Source organism: Catenovulum sediminis, from assembly GCF_007289895.1.
GTDB classification, from domain to species: Bacteria; Pseudomonadota; Gammaproteobacteria; order Enterobacterales; family Alteromonadaceae; genus Catenovulum; species Catenovulum sediminis.
Window position 1 is genome coordinate 3753746 of sequence record NZ_CP041660.1, and the last position, 18856, is coordinate 3772601.

General features: G+C 42.8%; 18 protein-coding genes. All 18 read right to left on the reverse strand.

Annotation, left to right across the window (positions count from 1 at the left end; translation table 11 throughout):
• Nucleotides 1–3 precede the first annotated feature (3 nt).
• The gene (locus FNT16_RS15935) at nt 4–6891 is read right to left on the reverse strand and encodes a fibronectin type III domain-containing protein (protein WP_143872510.1); all 6888 of its coding nucleotides are present in this window, start codon (nt 6889–6891) and stop codon (nt 4–6) included.
• A gap of 3 nt (nt 6892–6894) precedes the next feature.
• The gene (locus FNT16_RS15940) at nt 6895–7485 is read right to left on the reverse strand and encodes a DUF2163 domain-containing protein (RefSeq protein WP_143872511.1); all 591 of its coding nucleotides are present in this window, start codon (nt 7483–7485) and stop codon (nt 6895–6897) included.
• Nucleotides 7482–8075 carry a hypothetical protein gene (locus FNT16_RS15945; RefSeq protein WP_143872512.1) on the reverse strand — a complete coding sequence of 198 codons (594 nt, stop codon included), beginning with the start codon at nt 8073–8075 and terminating at the stop codon, nt 7482–7484. The genes FNT16_RS15940 and FNT16_RS15945 overlap by 4 nt, the downstream gene beginning before the upstream one ends.
• Nucleotides 8075–10096: a hypothetical protein gene (locus FNT16_RS15950; protein ID WP_143872513.1), complete on the reverse strand. Its 2022-nt coding sequence runs from the start codon at nt 10094–10096 to the stop codon at nt 8075–8077. Before FNT16_RS15950 ends, FNT16_RS15945 begins: the two co-directional genes overlap by 1 nt.
• 10 nt (nt 10097–10106) lie before the next feature.
• Nucleotides 10107–10304, reverse strand: coding sequence for a hypothetical protein (locus tag FNT16_RS15955; RefSeq protein ID WP_143872514.1), 198 nt, complete (start codon nt 10302–10304; stop codon nt 10107–10109).
• Between the two features lie 17 nt (nt 10305–10321).
• Entirely contained in the window at nt 10322–10693 is a 372-nt protein-coding gene (locus FNT16_RS15960) for a hypothetical protein (RefSeq protein WP_143872515.1), read from the reverse strand.
• A gap of 5 nt (nt 10694–10698) precedes the next feature.
• Nucleotides 10699–11157: a hypothetical protein gene (locus tag FNT16_RS15965; protein WP_143872516.1), complete on the reverse strand. Its 459-nt coding sequence runs from the start codon at nt 11155–11157 to the stop codon at nt 10699–10701.
• A 2-nt stretch (nt 11158–11159) separates the two neighbouring features.
• Complete coding sequence (locus FNT16_RS15970; RefSeq protein WP_143872517.1) at nt 11160–11546, reverse strand: hypothetical protein; 387 nt, start codon at nt 11544–11546, stop codon at nt 11160–11162.
• Nucleotides 11543–12058 carry an HK97-gp10 family putative phage morphogenesis protein gene (locus FNT16_RS15975; RefSeq protein ID WP_143872518.1) on the reverse strand — a complete coding sequence of 172 codons (516 nt, stop codon included), beginning with the start codon at nt 12056–12058 and terminating at the stop codon, nt 11543–11545. Before FNT16_RS15975 ends, FNT16_RS15970 begins: the two co-directional genes overlap by 4 nt.
• On the reverse strand, nt 12051–12368 hold the full coding sequence (locus FNT16_RS15980) for a head-tail adaptor protein (protein ID WP_143872519.1): 318 nt from the start codon (nt 12366–12368) through the stop codon (nt 12051–12053). Before FNT16_RS15980 ends, FNT16_RS15975 begins: the two co-directional genes overlap by 8 nt.
• Entirely contained in the window at nt 12365–12703 is a 339-nt protein-coding gene (locus FNT16_RS15985; RefSeq protein ID WP_143872520.1) for a head-tail connector protein, read from the reverse strand. Before FNT16_RS15985 ends, FNT16_RS15980 begins: the two co-directional genes overlap by 4 nt.
• Before the next feature lie 3 nt (nt 12704–12706).
• Nucleotides 12707–12925, reverse strand: a complete 219-nt coding sequence (locus tag FNT16_RS15990) for a hypothetical protein (protein WP_143872521.1) — start codon at nt 12923–12925, stop codon at nt 12707–12709.
• Nucleotides 12926–12997: 72 nt separating this feature from the next.
• Nucleotides 12998–14221, reverse strand: coding sequence for a phage major capsid protein (locus FNT16_RS15995; RefSeq protein ID WP_143872522.1), 1224 nt, complete (start codon nt 14219–14221; stop codon nt 12998–13000).
• A gap of 14 nt (nt 14222–14235) precedes the next feature.
• Entirely contained in the window at nt 14236–14889 is a 654-nt protein-coding gene (locus FNT16_RS16000) for an HK97 family phage prohead protease (RefSeq protein ID WP_143872523.1), read from the reverse strand.
• The gene (locus FNT16_RS16005; RefSeq protein WP_143872524.1) at nt 14873–16078 is read right to left on the reverse strand and encodes a phage portal protein; all 1206 of its coding nucleotides are present in this window, start codon (nt 16076–16078) and stop codon (nt 14873–14875) included. Before FNT16_RS16005 ends, FNT16_RS16000 begins: the two co-directional genes overlap by 17 nt.
• On the reverse strand, nt 16078–17796 hold the full coding sequence (locus tag FNT16_RS16010) for a terminase large subunit (protein WP_143872525.1): 1719 nt from the start codon (nt 17794–17796) through the stop codon (nt 16078–16080). The genes FNT16_RS16005 and FNT16_RS16010 overlap by 1 nt, the downstream gene beginning before the upstream one ends.
• On the reverse strand, nt 17796–18344 hold the full coding sequence (locus FNT16_RS16015; protein ID WP_143872526.1) for a P27 family phage terminase small subunit: 549 nt from the start codon (nt 18342–18344) through the stop codon (nt 17796–17798). The genes FNT16_RS16010 and FNT16_RS16015 overlap by 1 nt, the downstream gene beginning before the upstream one ends.
• A gap of 146 nt (nt 18345–18490) precedes the next feature.
• Nucleotides 18491–18850 carry an HNH endonuclease gene (locus FNT16_RS16020; RefSeq protein ID WP_143872527.1) on the reverse strand — a complete coding sequence of 120 codons (360 nt, stop codon included), beginning with the start codon at nt 18848–18850 and terminating at the stop codon, nt 18491–18493.
• Between the last annotated feature and the right edge of the window lie 6 nt (nt 18851–18856).

The window sequence follows — 18856 nt, forward strand, 5'->3', positions numbered from 1 at the left end:
TTTTTAATTATTTACGAAACGAATTTTGTTTTCTTGAACGGTGTTGGCGGTTTTGAATGACAAAATGTGCATTACGCCGAATACATAGGGTGTACCGCTACCACCGCTATCCACTTTTCGGCTGTACCATCGGTAGGTTCTCTTGGTTGAATCTGCAGGAATGTTGGTTAACGCATGAGATTTACTGCTGTTTGAGTACATATTAGAGTTTGAAACGGTAGTTTCTGTTGCACTACCCTCTTCTACATACCTTAACTCACTCAATACCCGTGGGTTTTGTTTGTCTTCATTAAAACCCAAAAAATTTATTGGCGGGTATGAAGCCAGAATTGTTCTATCGAAACTTTCTGTATCCACCTCAAATTCACAAATTAACACTTCGTTTGTGTGATTCAGCGTTGGGCCAGACGGTATTTGAAATGCATCCATTTCTACTACGTCACCCGTTATTTTGTCGGCAAAGAAATTACCGGCAAAGGTTGCGTTTTCACCTACTACTGAATTGGCACGTATTTCATCGGCTACAACTGTACCCTCTATTAATGCGCTGCCGTGTATATGCAATGCAAAATTAGACCAGCTGCCCGATTGATAAATTTTGGTCGTTTGCGTGTCGGGTTCGGTTGTTTTGTAAATGGTGACTACATCACCTTCAACCGGTGTTTGGTTTGGCGTGGCGTTGGTGGCTGTTGTATTACTCCATACCCCGGTGCTTGTGCCGGTTTCATAGCGGCCTGCGCCTCTGCTGCCATCTGCGCCATCTGCGCCATCTTGCCCGTTTTGGCCGTCTTGCCCGGATGGGCCTTGATCACCCTTGTCGCCTTTTACAACATGCGCTTTAGGTACAGACCAACCCGAATGCGACCATACGCCTGTATTGGGGTTTTGTGTATATATTGCACGGCTGGCGTATGTTATCTGGCCGTTTACATAGACAGGGGCATCGCTCCAACCTGTCGGCATAGTTTCATTTGTGCCGTTAAAACCACCGCCACTTGGGGTGCTGGGCTGGCTAAGGGCCGCTTTATAAATAACACTGTAAAAACGGCCATTGTAAAAATAATCAACGCCCAGTTGTGGGGTGTAGCCGTCTTGGCCGTCTTGGCCCGCTTCGCCGTCGTGCCACTCTATTGTTTCACCGTCTACCGTCATTGCATAATTGCCATTACCAAAATCATACAATTCTGGCACTGGTGCATTTTGCCCGTCCCTAACAACAACAGAACCATTCGCGCCGGTAATGGTGTAAACGCCGGGGCTGGTTTCCGTTACCGTGACACTTTGCCCAGGGTCACCTTTGTCGCCCTTGTCGCCTTTTACAACATGCGCTTTAGGTACAGACCAACCCGAATGCGACCATGCGCCTGTATTGGGGTTTTGTGTATATATTGCACGGCTGGCGTATGTTATCTGGCCGTTTACATAGACAGGGGCATCGCTCCAACCTGTCGGCATGGTTTCATTTGTGCCGTTAAAGCTACCGCCACTTGGGGTGCTGGGCTGGCTAAGGGCCGCTTTATAAATAACACTGTAAAAACGGCCATTGTAAAAATAATCAACGCCCAGTTGCGGTGTGTAGCCGTCTTGGCCGTCTTGGCCCGCTTCGCCGTCGTGCCACTCTATTGTTTCACCGTCTACCGTCATTGAATAATTGCCATTACCCAAATCATGTAATTCTGGCACTGGTGCATTTTGCCCGTCCCTAACAACAACAGAACCATTCGCGCCGGTAATGGTGTAAACGCCGGGGCTGTTTTCCGTTACCGTGACACTTTGCCCAGGATCACCTTGGTCGCCCTTGTCGCCTTTATCGCCCTTATCACCTTTTTCACCGTCTAGCGCGCGTATGTCTTGCTCGCTCCGTACCGGATAATTATCACCGAGTACCAATTCACCAAAAAACTGGGCGCGTTCGGTTTCGGTATCAAATACAAAAATAGGCTCTAACGTATCTGGTTTTACAATACTGACCCGGTCACCGAGTAATTCAATACTGGCGTTTGACTGGTTGCCCTCTGTATCAGTTACGACCAGCCCAGATACCCTGCCGTTTTGGTCTAAACCAAAAAACGCGCGTAACGACAATTCGCCCACATCGTTTGTTAGGGCCTGTAAAAAGCTGCCCGCGCTGCCGGTTACAATATCGCCGTTTGGTTTTTCAAAACTTACCGTGACTTTTTTTTGCGCCTCTGCAAGTGGCAAGCGTTCCCAGGTTCCGCCCGCATCTTCACATGCGCTTTTATCTGTGTGCCCAGATATCACATCATCAATTACACAATATCCAACGCTTGCATTGGTGTATTCAACCGCTTCTGATACGGCGTTTGCTTGCGCTTCGTTAATAGACGTTTGCGCTTCTACTTTGTACTGTGTTAGCGCACTGGCGGTGTTTTGCTGCGCGTTGCTTACAATGTTAATTCGCTCGTAAGCGGTTGATAAACCGCTTTGTGTTTGCGCAAACAATATGCTGGTTTTTTCAATTTCGGCTAGGTTTTCACTTACACTTGCATTTAACGCATCGGTAACTGCAGCAAAGGCTTGCATTTGGGCGTCTTGATCGGCTTGATCAAGTATATCTGCTGCCTGTTTTGCTAGTAGCTGCTCTGTTGTTTGTGCGGTTTCTGCCCCCGAAACGCCCAAGGCCATTGTAAACAAGGTGTTGGCGGTGGCGCTTTGCGCATTGCTGGCAGCCTGTATGCTACTGTTTACAGCCGTAAAATTATCGCCGGTTTCAGCTTTAAATTGCGTTAACTCATTGGCCGTGCTGCTTTGCGCATTGCTAACCGATTGTATGCTGTTGTTAACCGTTGAAAAACTATTGCCCGTTTCGGTTTTAAATTGTGTTAGCTCGCTGGCCGTGCTGCTTTGCGCATTGCTCACCGATTGTATGCTGTTGTTAACCGTTGAAAAACTATTGCCCGTCTCGGTTTTAAATTGCGTTAATTCATTGGCCGTGGCGCTTTGCGCATTGCTCACCGATTGTATGCTGTTGTTAACTGTGGATAAGTTATCGCCCGTTTCGGTTTTAAATTGTGTTAATTCGTTGGCCGTGGCGCTTTGCGCATCGCTCACCGATTGTATGCTGTTGCTAACTGTAGATAAGTTATCGCCCGTCTCGGTTTTAAATTGCGTTAATTCGTTGGCCGTGGCGCTTTGCGCATCGCTCACCGATTGTATGCTGTTGTTAACCGTTGAAAAACTATTGCCTGTTTCGGTTTTAAATTGTGTTAATTCGGTGGCGGTGCTGCTTTGCGCATCGCTCACCGATTGTATGCTGTTGGTTACTGTGGATAAGTTATCGCCTGTTTCGGTTTTAAATTGTGTTAATTCGGTGGCGGTGCTGCTTTGCGCATCGCTCACCGATTGTATGCTGTTGGTTACTGTGGATAAGTTATCGCCCGTTTCGGTTTTAAATTGCGTTAACTCGCTGGCTGTCGCGCCTTGCGCATCACTCACCGATTGTATGCTGTTGGTTACTGTCGATAAATTATCGCCCGTTTCAGTTTTAAATTGCGTTAACTCGCTGGCCGTTGCGCTTTGCGCATTGCTCACCGATTGTATGCTGTTGGTTACTGTCGATAAATTATCGCCCGTTTCGGTTTTAAATTGTGTTAGCTCATTGGCCGCTTGTTTTATGTCATTACTGGTTACATTAATGGCCTGATATGCTAATGCTAATCCGTTGTTTGTGAGTGCGATTAGCTCTTTGGTTGATTCTATTTCCGCACTGTTTAACTCGGTCGCTGTTTTGGTTTGCTCGTTTGCATAGGCTAATGATCCGAGCGCGGTTTCTGTGCCGGCTTCAAATAGGGTTTTGGCCGCTTCTGCTGCTAACAAGCGCTCGCCTAGTGATTGGGTTTCGTCTGCAACGGTTGCAAAGCTGGTTAGTGAGCGTTTAAACAGGTTGCTGTGTAGCACTTCTTCGGCGGCGTTTATGCGGCTTATTTGGTTGTTAAAATCGGTTTGTGTAACAAAATTTGTTATGCCTAAGCTGTCGATTACACTGCTAACATGGCTCACCGTGGCATAGTCTTTTGCTAGCAAGATCGCGTCAACTTGTGATTGTATCGCGTCTGCTGATACAGATAATTCAACTAAATCAATTCGACCTTCTATATCACCCAGTGCGACGTTTAGCTGCTCTGATAAATCACCAAACAGGGCATTATTTATATCGCCTTTTAACTCTGTTCTTAATGCGGTGAGTTCTATTTTACTGGCGGTCTGCTGTATGTCTGTTAGTGCAACAGACAGGGTGTTGTTTATGTTGGTAATATCTGCCTGCAGACCTAATACGCGCGCTATATTGTCTCTGTCTGTTAATATCGCCTCTGACACGGCCCCTAGTGTGGTTTGCAGGGCGTTTTCGGTTTCTTCAATGGCCGAGTGGGTGAGCTGAAATGCATTGTCTAGGCGCTGGGTTTCGTCAACAATAAATTGGTTCGTGCCACTTAACGCGCTTTCTATTTGCAATACTTCATCTTCTAGCTTTTGATCAATCAATGATATTTGCTGCGAAAAATCAGTATTGGTTGTTTGTATTGCGTTGTCCAAGTCGGTTTGCATTTGCGCAACTTGGCTATCTATTTTGTTATCTACATCGGTTATCAGCGTATCGTGCGCGGATAGATTTTCGTTAATTTCTGTAATTAAGTTGGGTATGTTTGTACCCACCTCAACGCCCAGTTGGTTAATAACATCGCGCGTTTGCGGGTTAATTGCGTTAAAGGGCAAACCGCCGTTGTTTTCGATAAGGTCGATTATGTCTGACGGGTCGTGTGTTGTTGTCACGCTGGCGTTTGCCCAGTCAGATTGTCCGGCGGGCGTGGTTACTCTAACCCACACAAAATATTGAGTATTTGATTTTCTGCCGGAAACTATCCAGTGGCCCGATCCGGTACCTAAGTTTTCAGCTGTTTCAAACTCGTTTTCATGGTTAACGAGTAACTCAAACGCAGTACCTAGATATCCACCTTGAATATGCGCGATAACCGTAAATTCTAAATTACCGGCTATTAATTCTAGCGTTGGCGCCTGCGGTACCCCGATTTCAAACGACAGAGTTACTGTATCAGATGTGCCTTTGGGGTTTACGGTTTCTAATTGTATTTTGTAAGCGCCAGAGTTTAAGTTTTGCAGTGTGTAATTGTTTGAGAATACACGCTCTGTTTTTAGTACATTGTCGTTTTCGTCATACAAGCTAAAACGATAGAAATTAACAAGTGAATTTGGCTTATCCCATGTTACAACAAGCTCTTTTTTGTCGTTATAGTTAACCGATACGTTTTCAGGCGTTTCTATTTCAATAGGTGTGAAATTAGTATCCGGGTATACGACCGCATTGGTTTTATCATGCCACGCATAATTCGTTGGCTGGTACTCTATTAAAACCAATTCTACGCTGTCGTCTGCTAATGTTATTTCGTCAACGTAAAATGGTTTTTTGTCCCAGCCGCGCAGTGGATGCGTTATTGAAATAACATCTAATTCTTCCAGCTTCCATCCTTTTGCACCAATTGCACCTTCAACAATTTCAAACTCGCGTGACGTTCTTGCTGTTGTTTCAGCCCACTGTAGCGCTTGATGCTGGTTTGTGACAAAGTCTAGATCTTCTTCTAGTCGATTATGAATGTTGTTATCTTCGGCTAACCATTGCTCGTGTAATTCTGAATTTTCTGGCGGAAAAACAACTTCGTTAACTTCCCAACCCAGCTGTTCGTCTCTATAACGCACGATAACTTGGTTGTATTTATCATTGATGCTGTTGGAGCTTACGTTGATACCATCTTTAAAATCGTCAATGTGTAAATCCATTACAACCGGCTTTTCGCGCATGATTTCGATACGAAAGCCATTTATCCCGTCTACGGGTCGGCCGTGACAATTGTGCAACATTGTTTCGATGTTGCTAAAAATCGGCTTGCCTGTGTCAATTACGCCGTTGCATCGCATTAGCGTCATGTCGCCATCCGGTGTTGGTACCAGTGTATTCATAAACTGAGACATCTCAGCAAATGCGGCTTTGTCTAATTCAGATTCCGGTCGCCCCATTCCGACTTCTTCATTTGTTAAATACCAATAAATAACGTCGGCAAAGTTTGGGTAATGTGTGGGCGTGTCGGTTGCGAGACTCATAAACTCGTAGCCCTCCATTACCACTTTGAATTCGGGTACACCCTGCGGATAACGTGTGTATTCGCCATCCATGATCAACCATGCGTGAGCAGCTCGTAACCCTTCGTAACGCATATTAGAAAAGTCGTCGCCCGGATCTATTGGGGTAACCAGCGGATCTATATATTTATCAATAGGTGACCAATAAATTTGGCTGGTACCGTCGTACCCCAACCACCATGGCAAACCCGAATCCGGCGTGATATCAAATTCCTCAGAGGCGGTTGGATAAAAATACTTAGTACCGTCGCCTTCATCCCAATTGTCTCCGTTGCTGTTTAGGTGTTGCCCGACATACCATCTAATCCAATAGCCGGGATTTATTTCGCTTACAACTCCTTCGTTTATGTTTCCGTCCATTTCCTGCCAGTTTGCGTATTTGAATTTGTTTGCCATGTCAAAATCATCAAAGAAGATTTTTTCAACACGACCACACTTACCAACGGAAAACACCATACTGCCATACCAAACCTCATTATCTATACCACCGTTTTTATCTCCCGGCACGTCTACAACAGACTGATACGTGATAATTGGCGCGACTTTAAATTTTCCGACAACGACGGGGATCGGTTCATCTGTACCAAAGCGGTTAACCTGAAAACCAGCTGATTTATTTTGCTTTGCCGCTTTTTTTGCTGCATTTTTTGCTTTTATAGATGTGTGAACGGAAAATACTGCAGAAACAATACTTAAAATTGTCCAGAAATCAGCCATTACTTACTTAACTCCCAGTGAATCATTACTTTCTGTTTTATTAATTCGGTTACCCTTGCCGCCCCAATACTGAACCTCTTGTGCTTTATGAGCATATTTAAAACAATCGTCAGTTGGATGGCGGCGGTGGTGGCTTGCGAGTGTAGTTCGCCAAGAATTAGTTGTTTCGAATGCACCGAATATATTTTTAGCTGTGTATGTTATGAGCAGCTCTTGATCACTGTCTGATCGTTCTGTTGTTTTTCCTTTCCATACATTTTCGTTGTGTATTACTTCGTTTTGCTCCCCTAAAAAAACGCGATTTATTTGCACATTTCTGTTTTGCCAGTTTTTACTAAACGCAATGCTGACCATTTGTTGATTTTTAAGTGAAAACGCTAGTTTAATCTCTGTAACAGTTAACGATGCTTGTTTTGACAGCCTGTCTACGCCTTGCAATATATCTGACGAATAGTACGTTACTCCGTCTGCTTCAATGTCAAACCCTGCGTTTGTAAATGAAAGGGGTATTTCAAAATCGACATATAGTAAATATGCGTGTTTAACATGGCCGGATGCGATCATGTCTTCGACAGCTTGCGGATATGTTTTCATAATTTCTCTATAAACTGTGCTGAAAAAGGTTCTGAAAATGAGCCGACGGAACGCGAGTAACTCACAATTTGCGTATTGGGCTTTAGTATCATTTTAAATGCTACATTTCGTGTGATTACTATCGTGCTAGATGTAACAGCGTGTTTAAGGGGACAGTTAACTTTAACGATTGGGTTTGTACCGCTGACATCTTCTACGACCATATAAACTTTATTATGATTGCTAAATTTTAATAAATCGCCAGCGATTAAAAAGTTGTCGCCGAGCGTACCCAACAATCTAAACTCTGTTACCCCTGCGTTGTAATCTTGAAAAACCATTGCGTTTGAGTGCGCACTGCCTTGCGGCACACTATGAATGGGTATTTCCCAATCGAATTCTACTGAGCCGCTTTTTAGCGAGTTTAAAAACACCCACATTTTTCGCTGGTTCTCGGTTCCGTTGATTGGGTTAGACTTATATTCAACTTCCCAACGATGCGATGGTATGCTCCACGTTTCAATGTGTAATGATTGTGATTCAAAAAAGGTGTTTGGGGTGTTTGATTTAAGCTCTATGCTTCGACAAAACTGGTTTAGTATTGCACTCATTATAATCGACGACCTTTTTTATTCATTACAGATTCAACAGCATTAAACACGTACTGATTGTTTTCCATTAGCACTTGTCTGAAGTCTTTAGCTGAGTTGGTTTTGATATCGTAATTTAATGTTATGTTTACTGGGGTGTTGTTGGTCGTTACAGTGGCATTGTACATTTCGTCTAGCTGACGCGCTGAATCCTGCGTATAAACCCGCTCTCCTTTGTCGAGTAGCCAGGTTCCCTCACGCGGGATAGTGTCGATGCCGCTGTGAGCCATGCCCTGTAAATTTGTGCCTTGTATTGTGCTAATGACCCCTGCTGTAGTTGCTACAGTAGATGATATTGCAGCTAAATTTTGAGGCCATGGCAATGACGCTGCATTGGCTATACCTTGCTGTATTTTAATAATGGATTCAGCAACAGAGAACGCTTTTGACGCGGCAAACATTGCCCGATACATTCCGCTTTGTTCGCCTTTAAATGATGCAGTAATTCCGGCCATACCATCAAACAACTGAGAATAGTTTTGTAACTCAACAACACGTTGTTGTGCTTGTTGCAACTGTCTGTTTTTCTCGATGTCGGCTATCTTTTGCTGGTGTTGTTCTTCTGCTTGTTCTTTGGCTATTCTGTAATTACTTTCAATTTCAGCTGTCGCTAAATTCTTGCTGCGCAATAGCTCAATTTCGCGCTCCATTTCTTCTTGCAATCGTTCGTATTTGCGTTCTTCGAGTTCCTGCAATCGTTCTTCTTGCAGTAGCTTTGCATCATATATTTGTTGATAGCGATTACGAGCTGATTCAACGAGGCGTTCGTCACTTTTGTTGTCTTTTGAGTCGTCGCTTGTAGACGTAGAAATTGTTGCGCCTAAATTTATGTTGTTCTTTTTATCATCAGCAATTTTTTGTGCTTCGTATTCAAATTTTTGCTGTACGTCATCAAACCATGCTTTAATTTTTTCACTGGGCATTGGCTCTGCTACTGTATCTTGCAGCTCTTTTTTGAGTCGTTCTGTTGTGCCAGAAAAGCTTTCAGCAAATTTGTTGATGTGATTTATTGTGCTGCTTTCAAACCCGAAAAATTCAGCAAGTGCAGCCCCTACTTTAGAGCCAGTTGTACCCAGTTGTATGATTTCGTTTGCAAGCTCTGCAACTGCTTGACGAATCAACATAAATACAACTTTTAAGCCGCGGCCCGCATCGGATACAAACCCAATTGATGTGACGGTTGCTTTCATTACGTTTTGTGCAATGTTGCCGAAACCGCCAGCTTCCATGGCTGCTTGCGTAAACATATCTGACAATGCGCCAACAATTGGGGCTGTTGACGTTGTTAATGCATTGCCAAAGCTGCTTGTTGACTTGGTTGCTTTGTCGAATGCGTCGTTGGCCATTTCTATTTTAGCTAAAGAAAGGCGGTCCATTGCTATACCGAGATCATTAATCTCTTGTTCCATTGCATTTAAGCCTTCACGACCTAAATCTAATGTATTGACAAGTGATACGCCTTCGCTGTCAAACAACTTCATTGCTAGACGAACTTTATCGCCTTGGTTTGAAACGCCTGACATGGCTTCTGCAATGGCTTTAAATTGTTCGTCGGGCGACATTTGTGCTAGTTCGGTTGCATTTAAATTGAGTTCTTTTAATGCGCCAACTGCTTCACCTGTGCCTTGTCCGGCTTCTGCGACTCGGCGAACCATTCGCTGCAGTGCCATGTTGGTTGTTTCAACACCTACTCCCGTTTGCTCGCCCGCATGCTGCAATGCTTGTAGTTTTTCGGGCAATATACCGAGTTTGTCGCTTGTTTTTGCGAGTAAATCTGCTGTTTTAGATGTTTCTACGTAAATGGCAGCCCACGCTGTAACGGCGGTAACCCCCATTGCTGCAAAGGCTTTACCCGCTGTATTTACAAACGATCTTGTTTTTTCTGACCAGCTTTTTGTTTGCTTGCTTGCTTTTGCGAGATCTGCACGCAATTTTGCGCTTTGGCCGACCAGATCTATTGTCAGTGTTGCGAGCGTTCCCATTGTTTAACCTCTATTGCGTGCGGTTGTTTTTATTCCACGGGCAAGTTTGTAAAAACGCGTTGCGCTCTGCTTCTTTGGCTTTGCGCTGTGCTTCTATTCGTTTGGTTTGATCGTACGAATACCCAAGCTTGTTCATTTGGTGAACGAGCCTGAGCTCTAACTCTTCCGGCGGTAGCTTTTCTGTTAATTCTTGTAAGGTGCAGCCCAAACTGGCGCTTATTTCAATTAAGGCTCCGACTTCGGGCTGCTTTGCGAGTTTTTTTCGGTTTGCTCTAAATTTTTAACGGTTAGATCGGCCCAGTAATAGCCAGTTGAGAAAATTCGGCTTATTTGTACTTCGTCTAACGAGTCGAGCAGTTTTTCTGCTTCTTGTTCGTTAGTTTCACCAGATAACATTTGATATACCGAGTTTAGAATTACTTTTTCTACTTCTTCAGCTTCTTTGTCTGTTTTTGGTTTTTTAGCCATTGCTTGTGCTGCTAGTTTTTGCTGTGCAACTGGCAGTTTTGTGAGCTCTAACTCTCCTATACCGTCTACATTGAACGTGCGCTTTGTGCGGGCTATTTCGCCCGCGAGTATTGTTGTTAGTGTTATCATTTTATTTACACCACTGGTACAGTTGAAAAGGCAACAGTTTGAAGTTTACCGATACAGCCGTACATTTGTTTACCCACATCTTTACCTGACTCACCGCTGAAGTGGTCGTGCGGTACAAATACAGCTTCTTGAACTCGTCCCGTTTTTCGCGTTATTTTGATTGTTATTTCGGTACCGGCTTCTACCAAGTCTGTAAATGTTTTTTGATCTGAATTTGCGGGTACATCTGCAAAAACCAGTTCAAAATCTTGGTCTTCCGGTAATGTTTGTTCGCCGTATTTTCGTTTGTCGTCATCTACTGCGGTCACGTCATCGTATGCTTTACCTGAGTTGATTTGCGGTATTGAGCCGATGATGTGTGGCAAAAATGTGTCGACTGTTCCTATTCCTGACGAGCAAAATTGAAGCGTTGCGCCTTGCGAGTCAATAACGTCGTTGGCTAATTCGGTTGCGGGTGTTGGCATGGTTATACCTCATTGTAGTAGAGTAAATAATTACACGTCTCGCTATAAAGTCGTGTGTCGTCTTCATAATCTGGGATGCTGGATTGCTTGTATATGGACTGTACGCTGGCATATTCATCTTTAAAACTTGCCAGGTTTATCGCTTTTTTTAGTTCTTTTTCCATGTTTTTAACCGTTGCTTTATCTGAACTGAAGCAGGTTATTTGCAAATCGCTGTCAATTTGAGACTGTTCGCCGTGGTTTGAATACTCAAAGTTATTAAATGTCACGTCGATTTGAATATAGTTGTCACTGGCTGAATGATTTCGATCTAAATAAACACCGCCCGTTGCTACGTTTAACAGTTCGGGCTTTGAAATTAGAAAATCTCGAATTGATTTTTCTATCATTTTTTAGCCTTTTGTTTAGCAATGCGCTTGGTTGCCGCTTTTATTTTTTTGTTGAGTTCGGATTCGATTCGCTTCACTGCGGGCTGCGCTTTCGATTTTGCAGCATTTCTCATAAATGGCTGCGGTTGGTGTTTGGAAGTGCCATATTCAACTTGAACGATGTACGGCACTTTAAAAACCCCAACTCTTACAAGTGATATGTCTTTTTTTCCAAATCTCTTGTTAATTCGCCCTTTTCGATTTGTTGAGGCTCTTATTTTTATTCGTGATTTCAAAAAGCCGGGTTTTATTTCAACGGTGCTTTTATCCCGTTTTTTCACAATTCTTATTTTGTTTTCGGGTGACTCTGGCGCGGTGTTTTTTAGCTCTGTTTCAAATTCTTTTGCACCCACCCTTAGTGCGGAAGTTAAAATACCTGCTGCTTTTGAGCTGCCAATTTCGTCAGCTATGTTTTCGAGGTTTTTGTTTAATTGTTTTAAACCATTTATTTGCAGCGAAATAGAGTTAGTCACGCGTAACCTCTTTGCACACTAGCAGCATTTCTCGACTTAAACCCCGTACGTTTTGCGGGGGTTGAGTTAACTCTAAGTCTCTATTTTGATAACGAATTCTAGATTTGTAGGTAATGTCTTTTCGAAAACGGCATTTGATTTCGTAAACTAGATGTCCTGCTGAGTTGTCGCTAGTTTCAGTGCCGTTTTTAACGTCTACATTGGCCCGCACTGTTTGAATAATTTGCCATTTTTTATGTCCGAAGCCATCATCTTCACCGGATTGCGTCACTATACTGATTCTATCTTTAAGCTTGCCTGCACCTATCATGCGAACGGTATCCTGTATAAGTTGATTAGATGATCGTACGATAGCGGCACTTTTTTAATTGTGAGTTCGCTGGTTGCTTCTCGGTTGTTAAACCAGTGCCCGACTGTTAATTTACATGCCAGTTTTAGCGTTTCGTTTAACACCATTGCATATTCAGGTGCTTCGGAATCTGCATCTAATTCTTCTTGTGTTAAATATATTTTGCGGTTGCATTCTCGCTCGATAACTTCGCTGGCCGCTGGTATGAGTGCTGCTATATAGGGGTCATCTAATGTGTCAGATTCTTCTATATTTAACTGCTGTTTTGCTTCTTCCAACGTGATAAATGCAGGCATTGTTTATTCTTCCGGTTTATCTTGTTTTTTGTTTTCTGTGCTGTCGGATTTACTCAATTCACCGGACAATTCAATATACCCCTGAGAAATACCGTATGCTTTTGCTCCATCTGGCATTTCTGCGTACTCACCGGGTTCATAGGTTTGAACTGTGCAGTGGTCTTCACTGAATTCAAATTTTTCATTTACCAAGATGGCCGCTGCTATCGCTACTTTTGTCATTCTTTAACGCTCCAAAATAAAAAAGCCCAATTCATAGGAACTGGGCTTTTATCAGTGATTAATTAAGTTTGGTTAAGCCGCTTTAACGCGCAAGAACTTCATTGCGTTGTAGTTGCGAACCATGTTGCCTACTCGTTTTGTGGTGTAAAACTGTACGTATGGTTTGTTGGTGTAAGGGTCGCGCAACATACGAATACCAATGCGATCTAAAATCATCATTGTTCGGCTGAAGTCACCCAATGCAAGCGCATTCGCATTAGCTGCAACACCCGGCATGTAATCATTTTCGATATACTCACGATTTCGCAATGTTGATGATTCACCCACTTCTAAACCTGGGCGCCATAAGTAATTGTCATTACCATCTTTAAGCACCATTAAATTTGCAAGTAAGTCAGTTGAGCCCATCCATTTAGCCATACCACGATAACGCTGTTTAAGCATAAACGGCGCTTTAACAATATCATCAGCGGTAACCTGACCAACGGTGGATGTTTCTCGGTACTGAAACGCATTCCAAGCTCGCACACCATCCGCTTCGGTTGCCATGGTATGCGTTAACAAGCCTTTTGGTTTGTTTGTACCGTCACCGATTGTGAATGCTTCATCTTCTTTGTCTGAAAACTCCTCTTGAATAGAGTCAATTAACCATTGTTCAACATTGAAATAAATATCATCCAATGATTTTTGTGTTGCCGCTGGATTAGCGTATATTTCACCAAAGTTTGCAGATAATTGCTTTAATTGCGGGCTATTGGTACCGGGTCTAGCATCGGTTTCACCAACCCAACCTGATGTGGTACCGCCAATGTCCATCAACTGTTTGTAATCTTCTGTGCCGATAGTCATTTGACTACAAACACCACGCATAACAGACATATTTTCAGTTGCTTTAAGTATATTTCGATTCCATTCTTCTGGTACTGCAAAGCCACCATCTTCATCTGTACCCAAATTCAGCGCTTTGGTTTCAAGTTCGGCTAATCCATCTTCAGAGCCTTTGCGCATAAACTTGGTATAAGCTTTTTCATGTTCAATCGCATCTTTAGATTTAGCATTTGCGCCCGAGTTTATCCGATTTGATTTAAGTTGAATCTCGTCTAATTGCTTTTCGAGATCAATTTTAATTTTCTCAAAGCTTTTTAACTCTGTTGTTAGTGTTTCAACCTGACCTGCTAGTTTACCTTTTTCAGATTCAACTGCGTCAAAACGTTTGTCATTGGTTGTTTTAAATTCTTCAAACTTATGTTTAATTTCGTCAGCGACCAGCTGAACATCTTTTAATTCTACAGGCATGGTTATTTCTCCAGTTAGAAATTGATTGATTTTAGTAATTCAAGAGCTTGCGCCGTTTCATCCTCAACATCTCGCTGGGTAATTGCGCTGTATCCGCCAGACATGAATGCCTTGGCTTGTTTTTGACTCATGCCCACGTCTCGTAAGGCACGCTCAAGTTCTTTGGGTTTGGGTATCTCGCCCAATTCAAAAGAACTTTTTACATTATTAATTCTGCTTTCGTCATTTGAGGGGAACGTAACCAATGAAACTTCGCGTAAATCGATTTCTTTTAACCGCCACGCTTCCATTTCTTTATCATATTCCCAATCCATTAACCGATAACCGATTGACAAACCACTTATTGAGCCTGCTTTCATGTGCGCATGAGCACGTTTAGCCAGCGGGTCATCATCTACTAATAGCTTTCCTTTAACATATAGGCCGTAGTCGTCTTCTTTTATTTCGGTGTAAACCCCGATAGGCTCGTCTCGCTTGTGTTGCCATAGCAAACTTGGCATTCGTCCTTTGCTTTTCCATTCAGCAATGCTTTTACTAAACGCGCCCTTTACGATTACGTCATCGTGTGAGTCTTTATTACCAAAAACAGATGCATATCCTTCAAATTCACCTGTTTGTTGTACTGATTTAACCTCAAAAGGCGCTTCGAATTTAGTTTTTAGAGTCATCTTGCTGTCCTGGTTTGTTTGTCATATTAAGTGGAACAAGGTAGACGTCGCCGCCATCTCGTGGGTTTTCATCTTCAAAGTCTCGAATATCATTTGATGAATAAGCACCTACGTTAAACATTTTTGTGTAAAAATCGGCTCGGGCTTTCATATCGCCCCGCAATAAAGCCCGTTCATTAAATTTAAAAAATTTGTTTCCAATTTCATTTTCATTAAGCAAAGAAATGTTTAAACGCTCTTCTATTCGGATGCAGTACGGCATGAGTGATGAAGTAACAAAGTCGAGGCCCTGATGCTCTATGTTTGAGAAAGTCGCTTTGTCTAATATGCCTATTTTGTGTGGTGGTACCCGATAAATTCCGCATATTTCAGCTTGCTGAAAAGCTCGCGTTTCTAAAAACTGTGCGTCTTCGCTTGTCATGGTTACGGTAAACCACTTTAGGCCACCTTCTAGGATCAGGTTTTTATGATTACCCTCGCCTTTAAATTCATCCATTTGAGATTTTAGACGGTTGAATTGTTCATCCGTTAGTTTACCTTCGGTGCTATAACCGCCACTCGGCATTGCCGCATTTTTAAACAATAAATTACCGTGGCGTTCGGTGGCTTTTGCTAGACCAAACGTGTTTGCACAGTAGCGAACTGGACTCATACCCGTTAAGCCATCTTCACTAAATATTTTTATGTGTAGTATTTCGTCTTTACTGAGCATTTCAACATGACCGTTTGGGAAAGTAACTTTGTATTCAACTTCCCAGTTTTCGTCCATTTTAGGTTCGACGTTGTCCGGGTTTAGCGGTAAAAGTTCGCGGGCTACACCGTTAATTTTATTAATGTAGCTGTAATGATTTCCGCGAAAACACAAATGTGTAACGACTAGCTCTTTCCACTCGATCGGTGTCATAAAACCATTTGGTTTAGAGTGAACTAGCTTGTGCAGTTTGTGGCCGGTTAGTGTTTCTTTTACTCGGCCTTTTTGCTCTTTTAAGTTAAGTGGCAACATACCGATTGATTCAGAAAGCACACGAACACAACTAAATACTGTTGCAATGCGTTTTACATTTTCAGGTGTCACTGAAATACCCGCGTCACTTAGTACGCTATTAATTTGGGCTAACAGCTCAGCCGAAGTATTGATTGGTTCGCTCTTGGTGTTGTTTGAACCAAATATCTTGTTAAAAAAACCCATTATAAGACTCGTATTGATGGTTGAGCGCTAATTTCTGCAGCGTTAATCATTGCTCTGTTCATGGCGGTGAATAGGCCAACGGGGCCGTCTATTTTGTTTTCGCTTTTATTATCTGCTTTGCGTGGAAATACGTTACCGTTTAGATCTGGCTTAACCTGCAAATTACCGATCATCCAATTCATCATTGGGTTGTTGTCGTGAATAAGCTTCTGCTCAAATACCAATGCTTCAGTGAATTTCATGGATTCACTAAAGTTTTTAACCGTTTGCGGTACATGTACTGCATCTAAACCTTTATCATCTAACCGCGCGGTTAGCTGGTATGTATTCCACGGGTCCAGATTGATTTCTTTAACGTTGGGGTGAGTTTTGAGCTCAAGTATTCTTGCTTCAACTGTGTCTAAGTCCATCATTGAACCAGCCACTGTTTTTAAGTGGCCGGAATGTTCCCAGCGCTTAAATTTGGTTTGAATGGCCTCAGGTAGTTCGTCAATGCTATTTGTTGCGTAGTAAAACTCGCTTTTTACGTAAAATTTTCCGCTGCTTTGGTCGCTGTATAGCAATATTACAGCTGTCACATCGTGCATTGGGGCGTAATCAACACCTACCCAGCACGGTAGTTCGTGTACATTTTCTGGAAATTCTTGTGCACAATTTTGCCATTTGATACTGTCTATCCATTCAACTGCTGCGTCTGTCCAGTAATCCAAGTGTTTTATTAAGAAGTTTATCTTTGCTTCACCGGATATTTGCGCTTGTTTGGCCTCTGAACGCATGGTTTTTAGCTTTTTTGATTTACCCAGGTTTGGGTTTGCTTTAAACCAGTTTGATTCATCATAAGGATCGTCGTTGTCGTCTATGGTGTAAATAACACCAAAGTAACTATCGTCCTCTATTTTGCCTTTTAATATGCTGGCAACGTATTCTCTTTGTTGGTAGCAAATCCCCTCACGATTGGTACCGGCGGTTGTGATTGCAGCTGTTAATGGTTGCGTTCGAGCGGCGGTACCGTTGATTAAAACGTCCCATAGTTCACGGGTTTTATGTGCGTGTAGTTCGTCGACAATGTTGCAGTGGCTGTTTAAACCATCGAGCGAGTCTGCATCACGCGCTAACGGTCTAAACCTGCTAAAACTCGACTCGACCGTTAATTCAATTTTTTGAACTGAGAATATTTTTTTAAGCGCTGGACTTTTTTTAACCATTTCGGCGGCAGCATCAAACACAATCTTGGCTTGGTCTTTTTTGGTTGCTGCAGAATAAACCTGTGCACCGCCTTCACCGTCAAACGCTGTCATGTAAGTGCCAATGCCGGACAGCAACATTGATTTAGCGTTTTTTCGAGGTACTTCTAAGTACAATTTGTCGAATCTACGTACCCAGCGGTCAAGTTCATCATCAAACCGGTACCAGCCAAAAACATTTATTAAGACAAATGACTGCCATGGCTCTAAATAGATCGGCTGACCGGATAACTCGCCCTCTACATGCACACAAAAGAACGGGAAATACGTTAGTATTTTTTCTGCATGCTGGCGCGAAAAAGCTAATCCTCGCTCTTGGCCGTGGTGTAAGTCATTTAAAAAACGCTGTGCGGCCTGACGAACATAAACACATTGATTTGAGTCTGGTTTTGCGGCATCCATTGCATATTGAATACCATCGTCAACCGTTGCGTTTTTTTCCAGTGCAGATTCAATATTGTCTATTAAGTCCATTAATTAATGGCCCGTTCGGCGGGTAATGTTGCTGTAACTGAAAACATGTCGTTTTGTTTACCCGTGTTTTGAAATTTATTGCTAAACATGTCAAGTAACATGGTGGCCGCATCAGTCTCGCTATTCATTTTTGCAATAGATGATCTGGCAGCTGGCGTTGCACCAAACTTTGCTAAATGTTCGGACAGTCGTTTATCCCAATCACGCAACGCTTTTGCGGCTGGATTTTCTTTTATAATTTTATGGCCGCTGGTACTGGTGGTTTCGTAAAACTCACCCATATCATCAACCATTTTTTTTGTCTTGTGCCACTGAACAAATGCATTGGCAAGTTGGCGAAGCGCAATAGAATCTTCGCGACCAGCAATCCCTGCATGCTGAAACATTTCAGAGAGCTTACTATAAACAACTTTTTCGTCTGCAAGCTCGGTATGCGAATAAGGGGCAATCCCTTCTGTGCTTTTCATTTCGTCAATTTTGCGATCAGCCCTTAAAGTGCCTGACGCAGCTTTAATGGCATCAGGTTTTCTTGGTCTACCTCCTGCCATGTTAGTTACCTCTCAATAATTAAATTAACTCTCAAAAAAAAGTTTTAGTTTTGGCATTTACGTAAGAAAAATTATGGCGGCGGTACTAGGCCAAAAGGCTGTAGAGATTTGACCCCGCCCCCCTATATTTGAATTGAAAAATGGGTTTATCTTAATCTTTCAGTAGCTGTCTTGGTGTTGTGGCATGCATTGCATAACGATTGTAAGTTTGAATCGTCATCCGTTCCGCCATGCTCTTTGGGTATGATGTGATCAACACAGTCAGCTGGTACCGCAATGCCAAGCTTACGATGCTCAACACATAAATAATCATCACGCTTTAAAACTCTTGGACGAATCACATTAGACCAATGATTACCATAACCTCTTTGATGTCTATTACCCTTGTCTCGTTCGTTCTTGTGCCAGCCTGCCTTATCCTTGTGCTTATCACAGTAACCATTGTTTGCTTTACCACTTACAGTATTACGGCAACCTGTTTGTCTGCATGGGCGCTTAATCGCCATAACGCT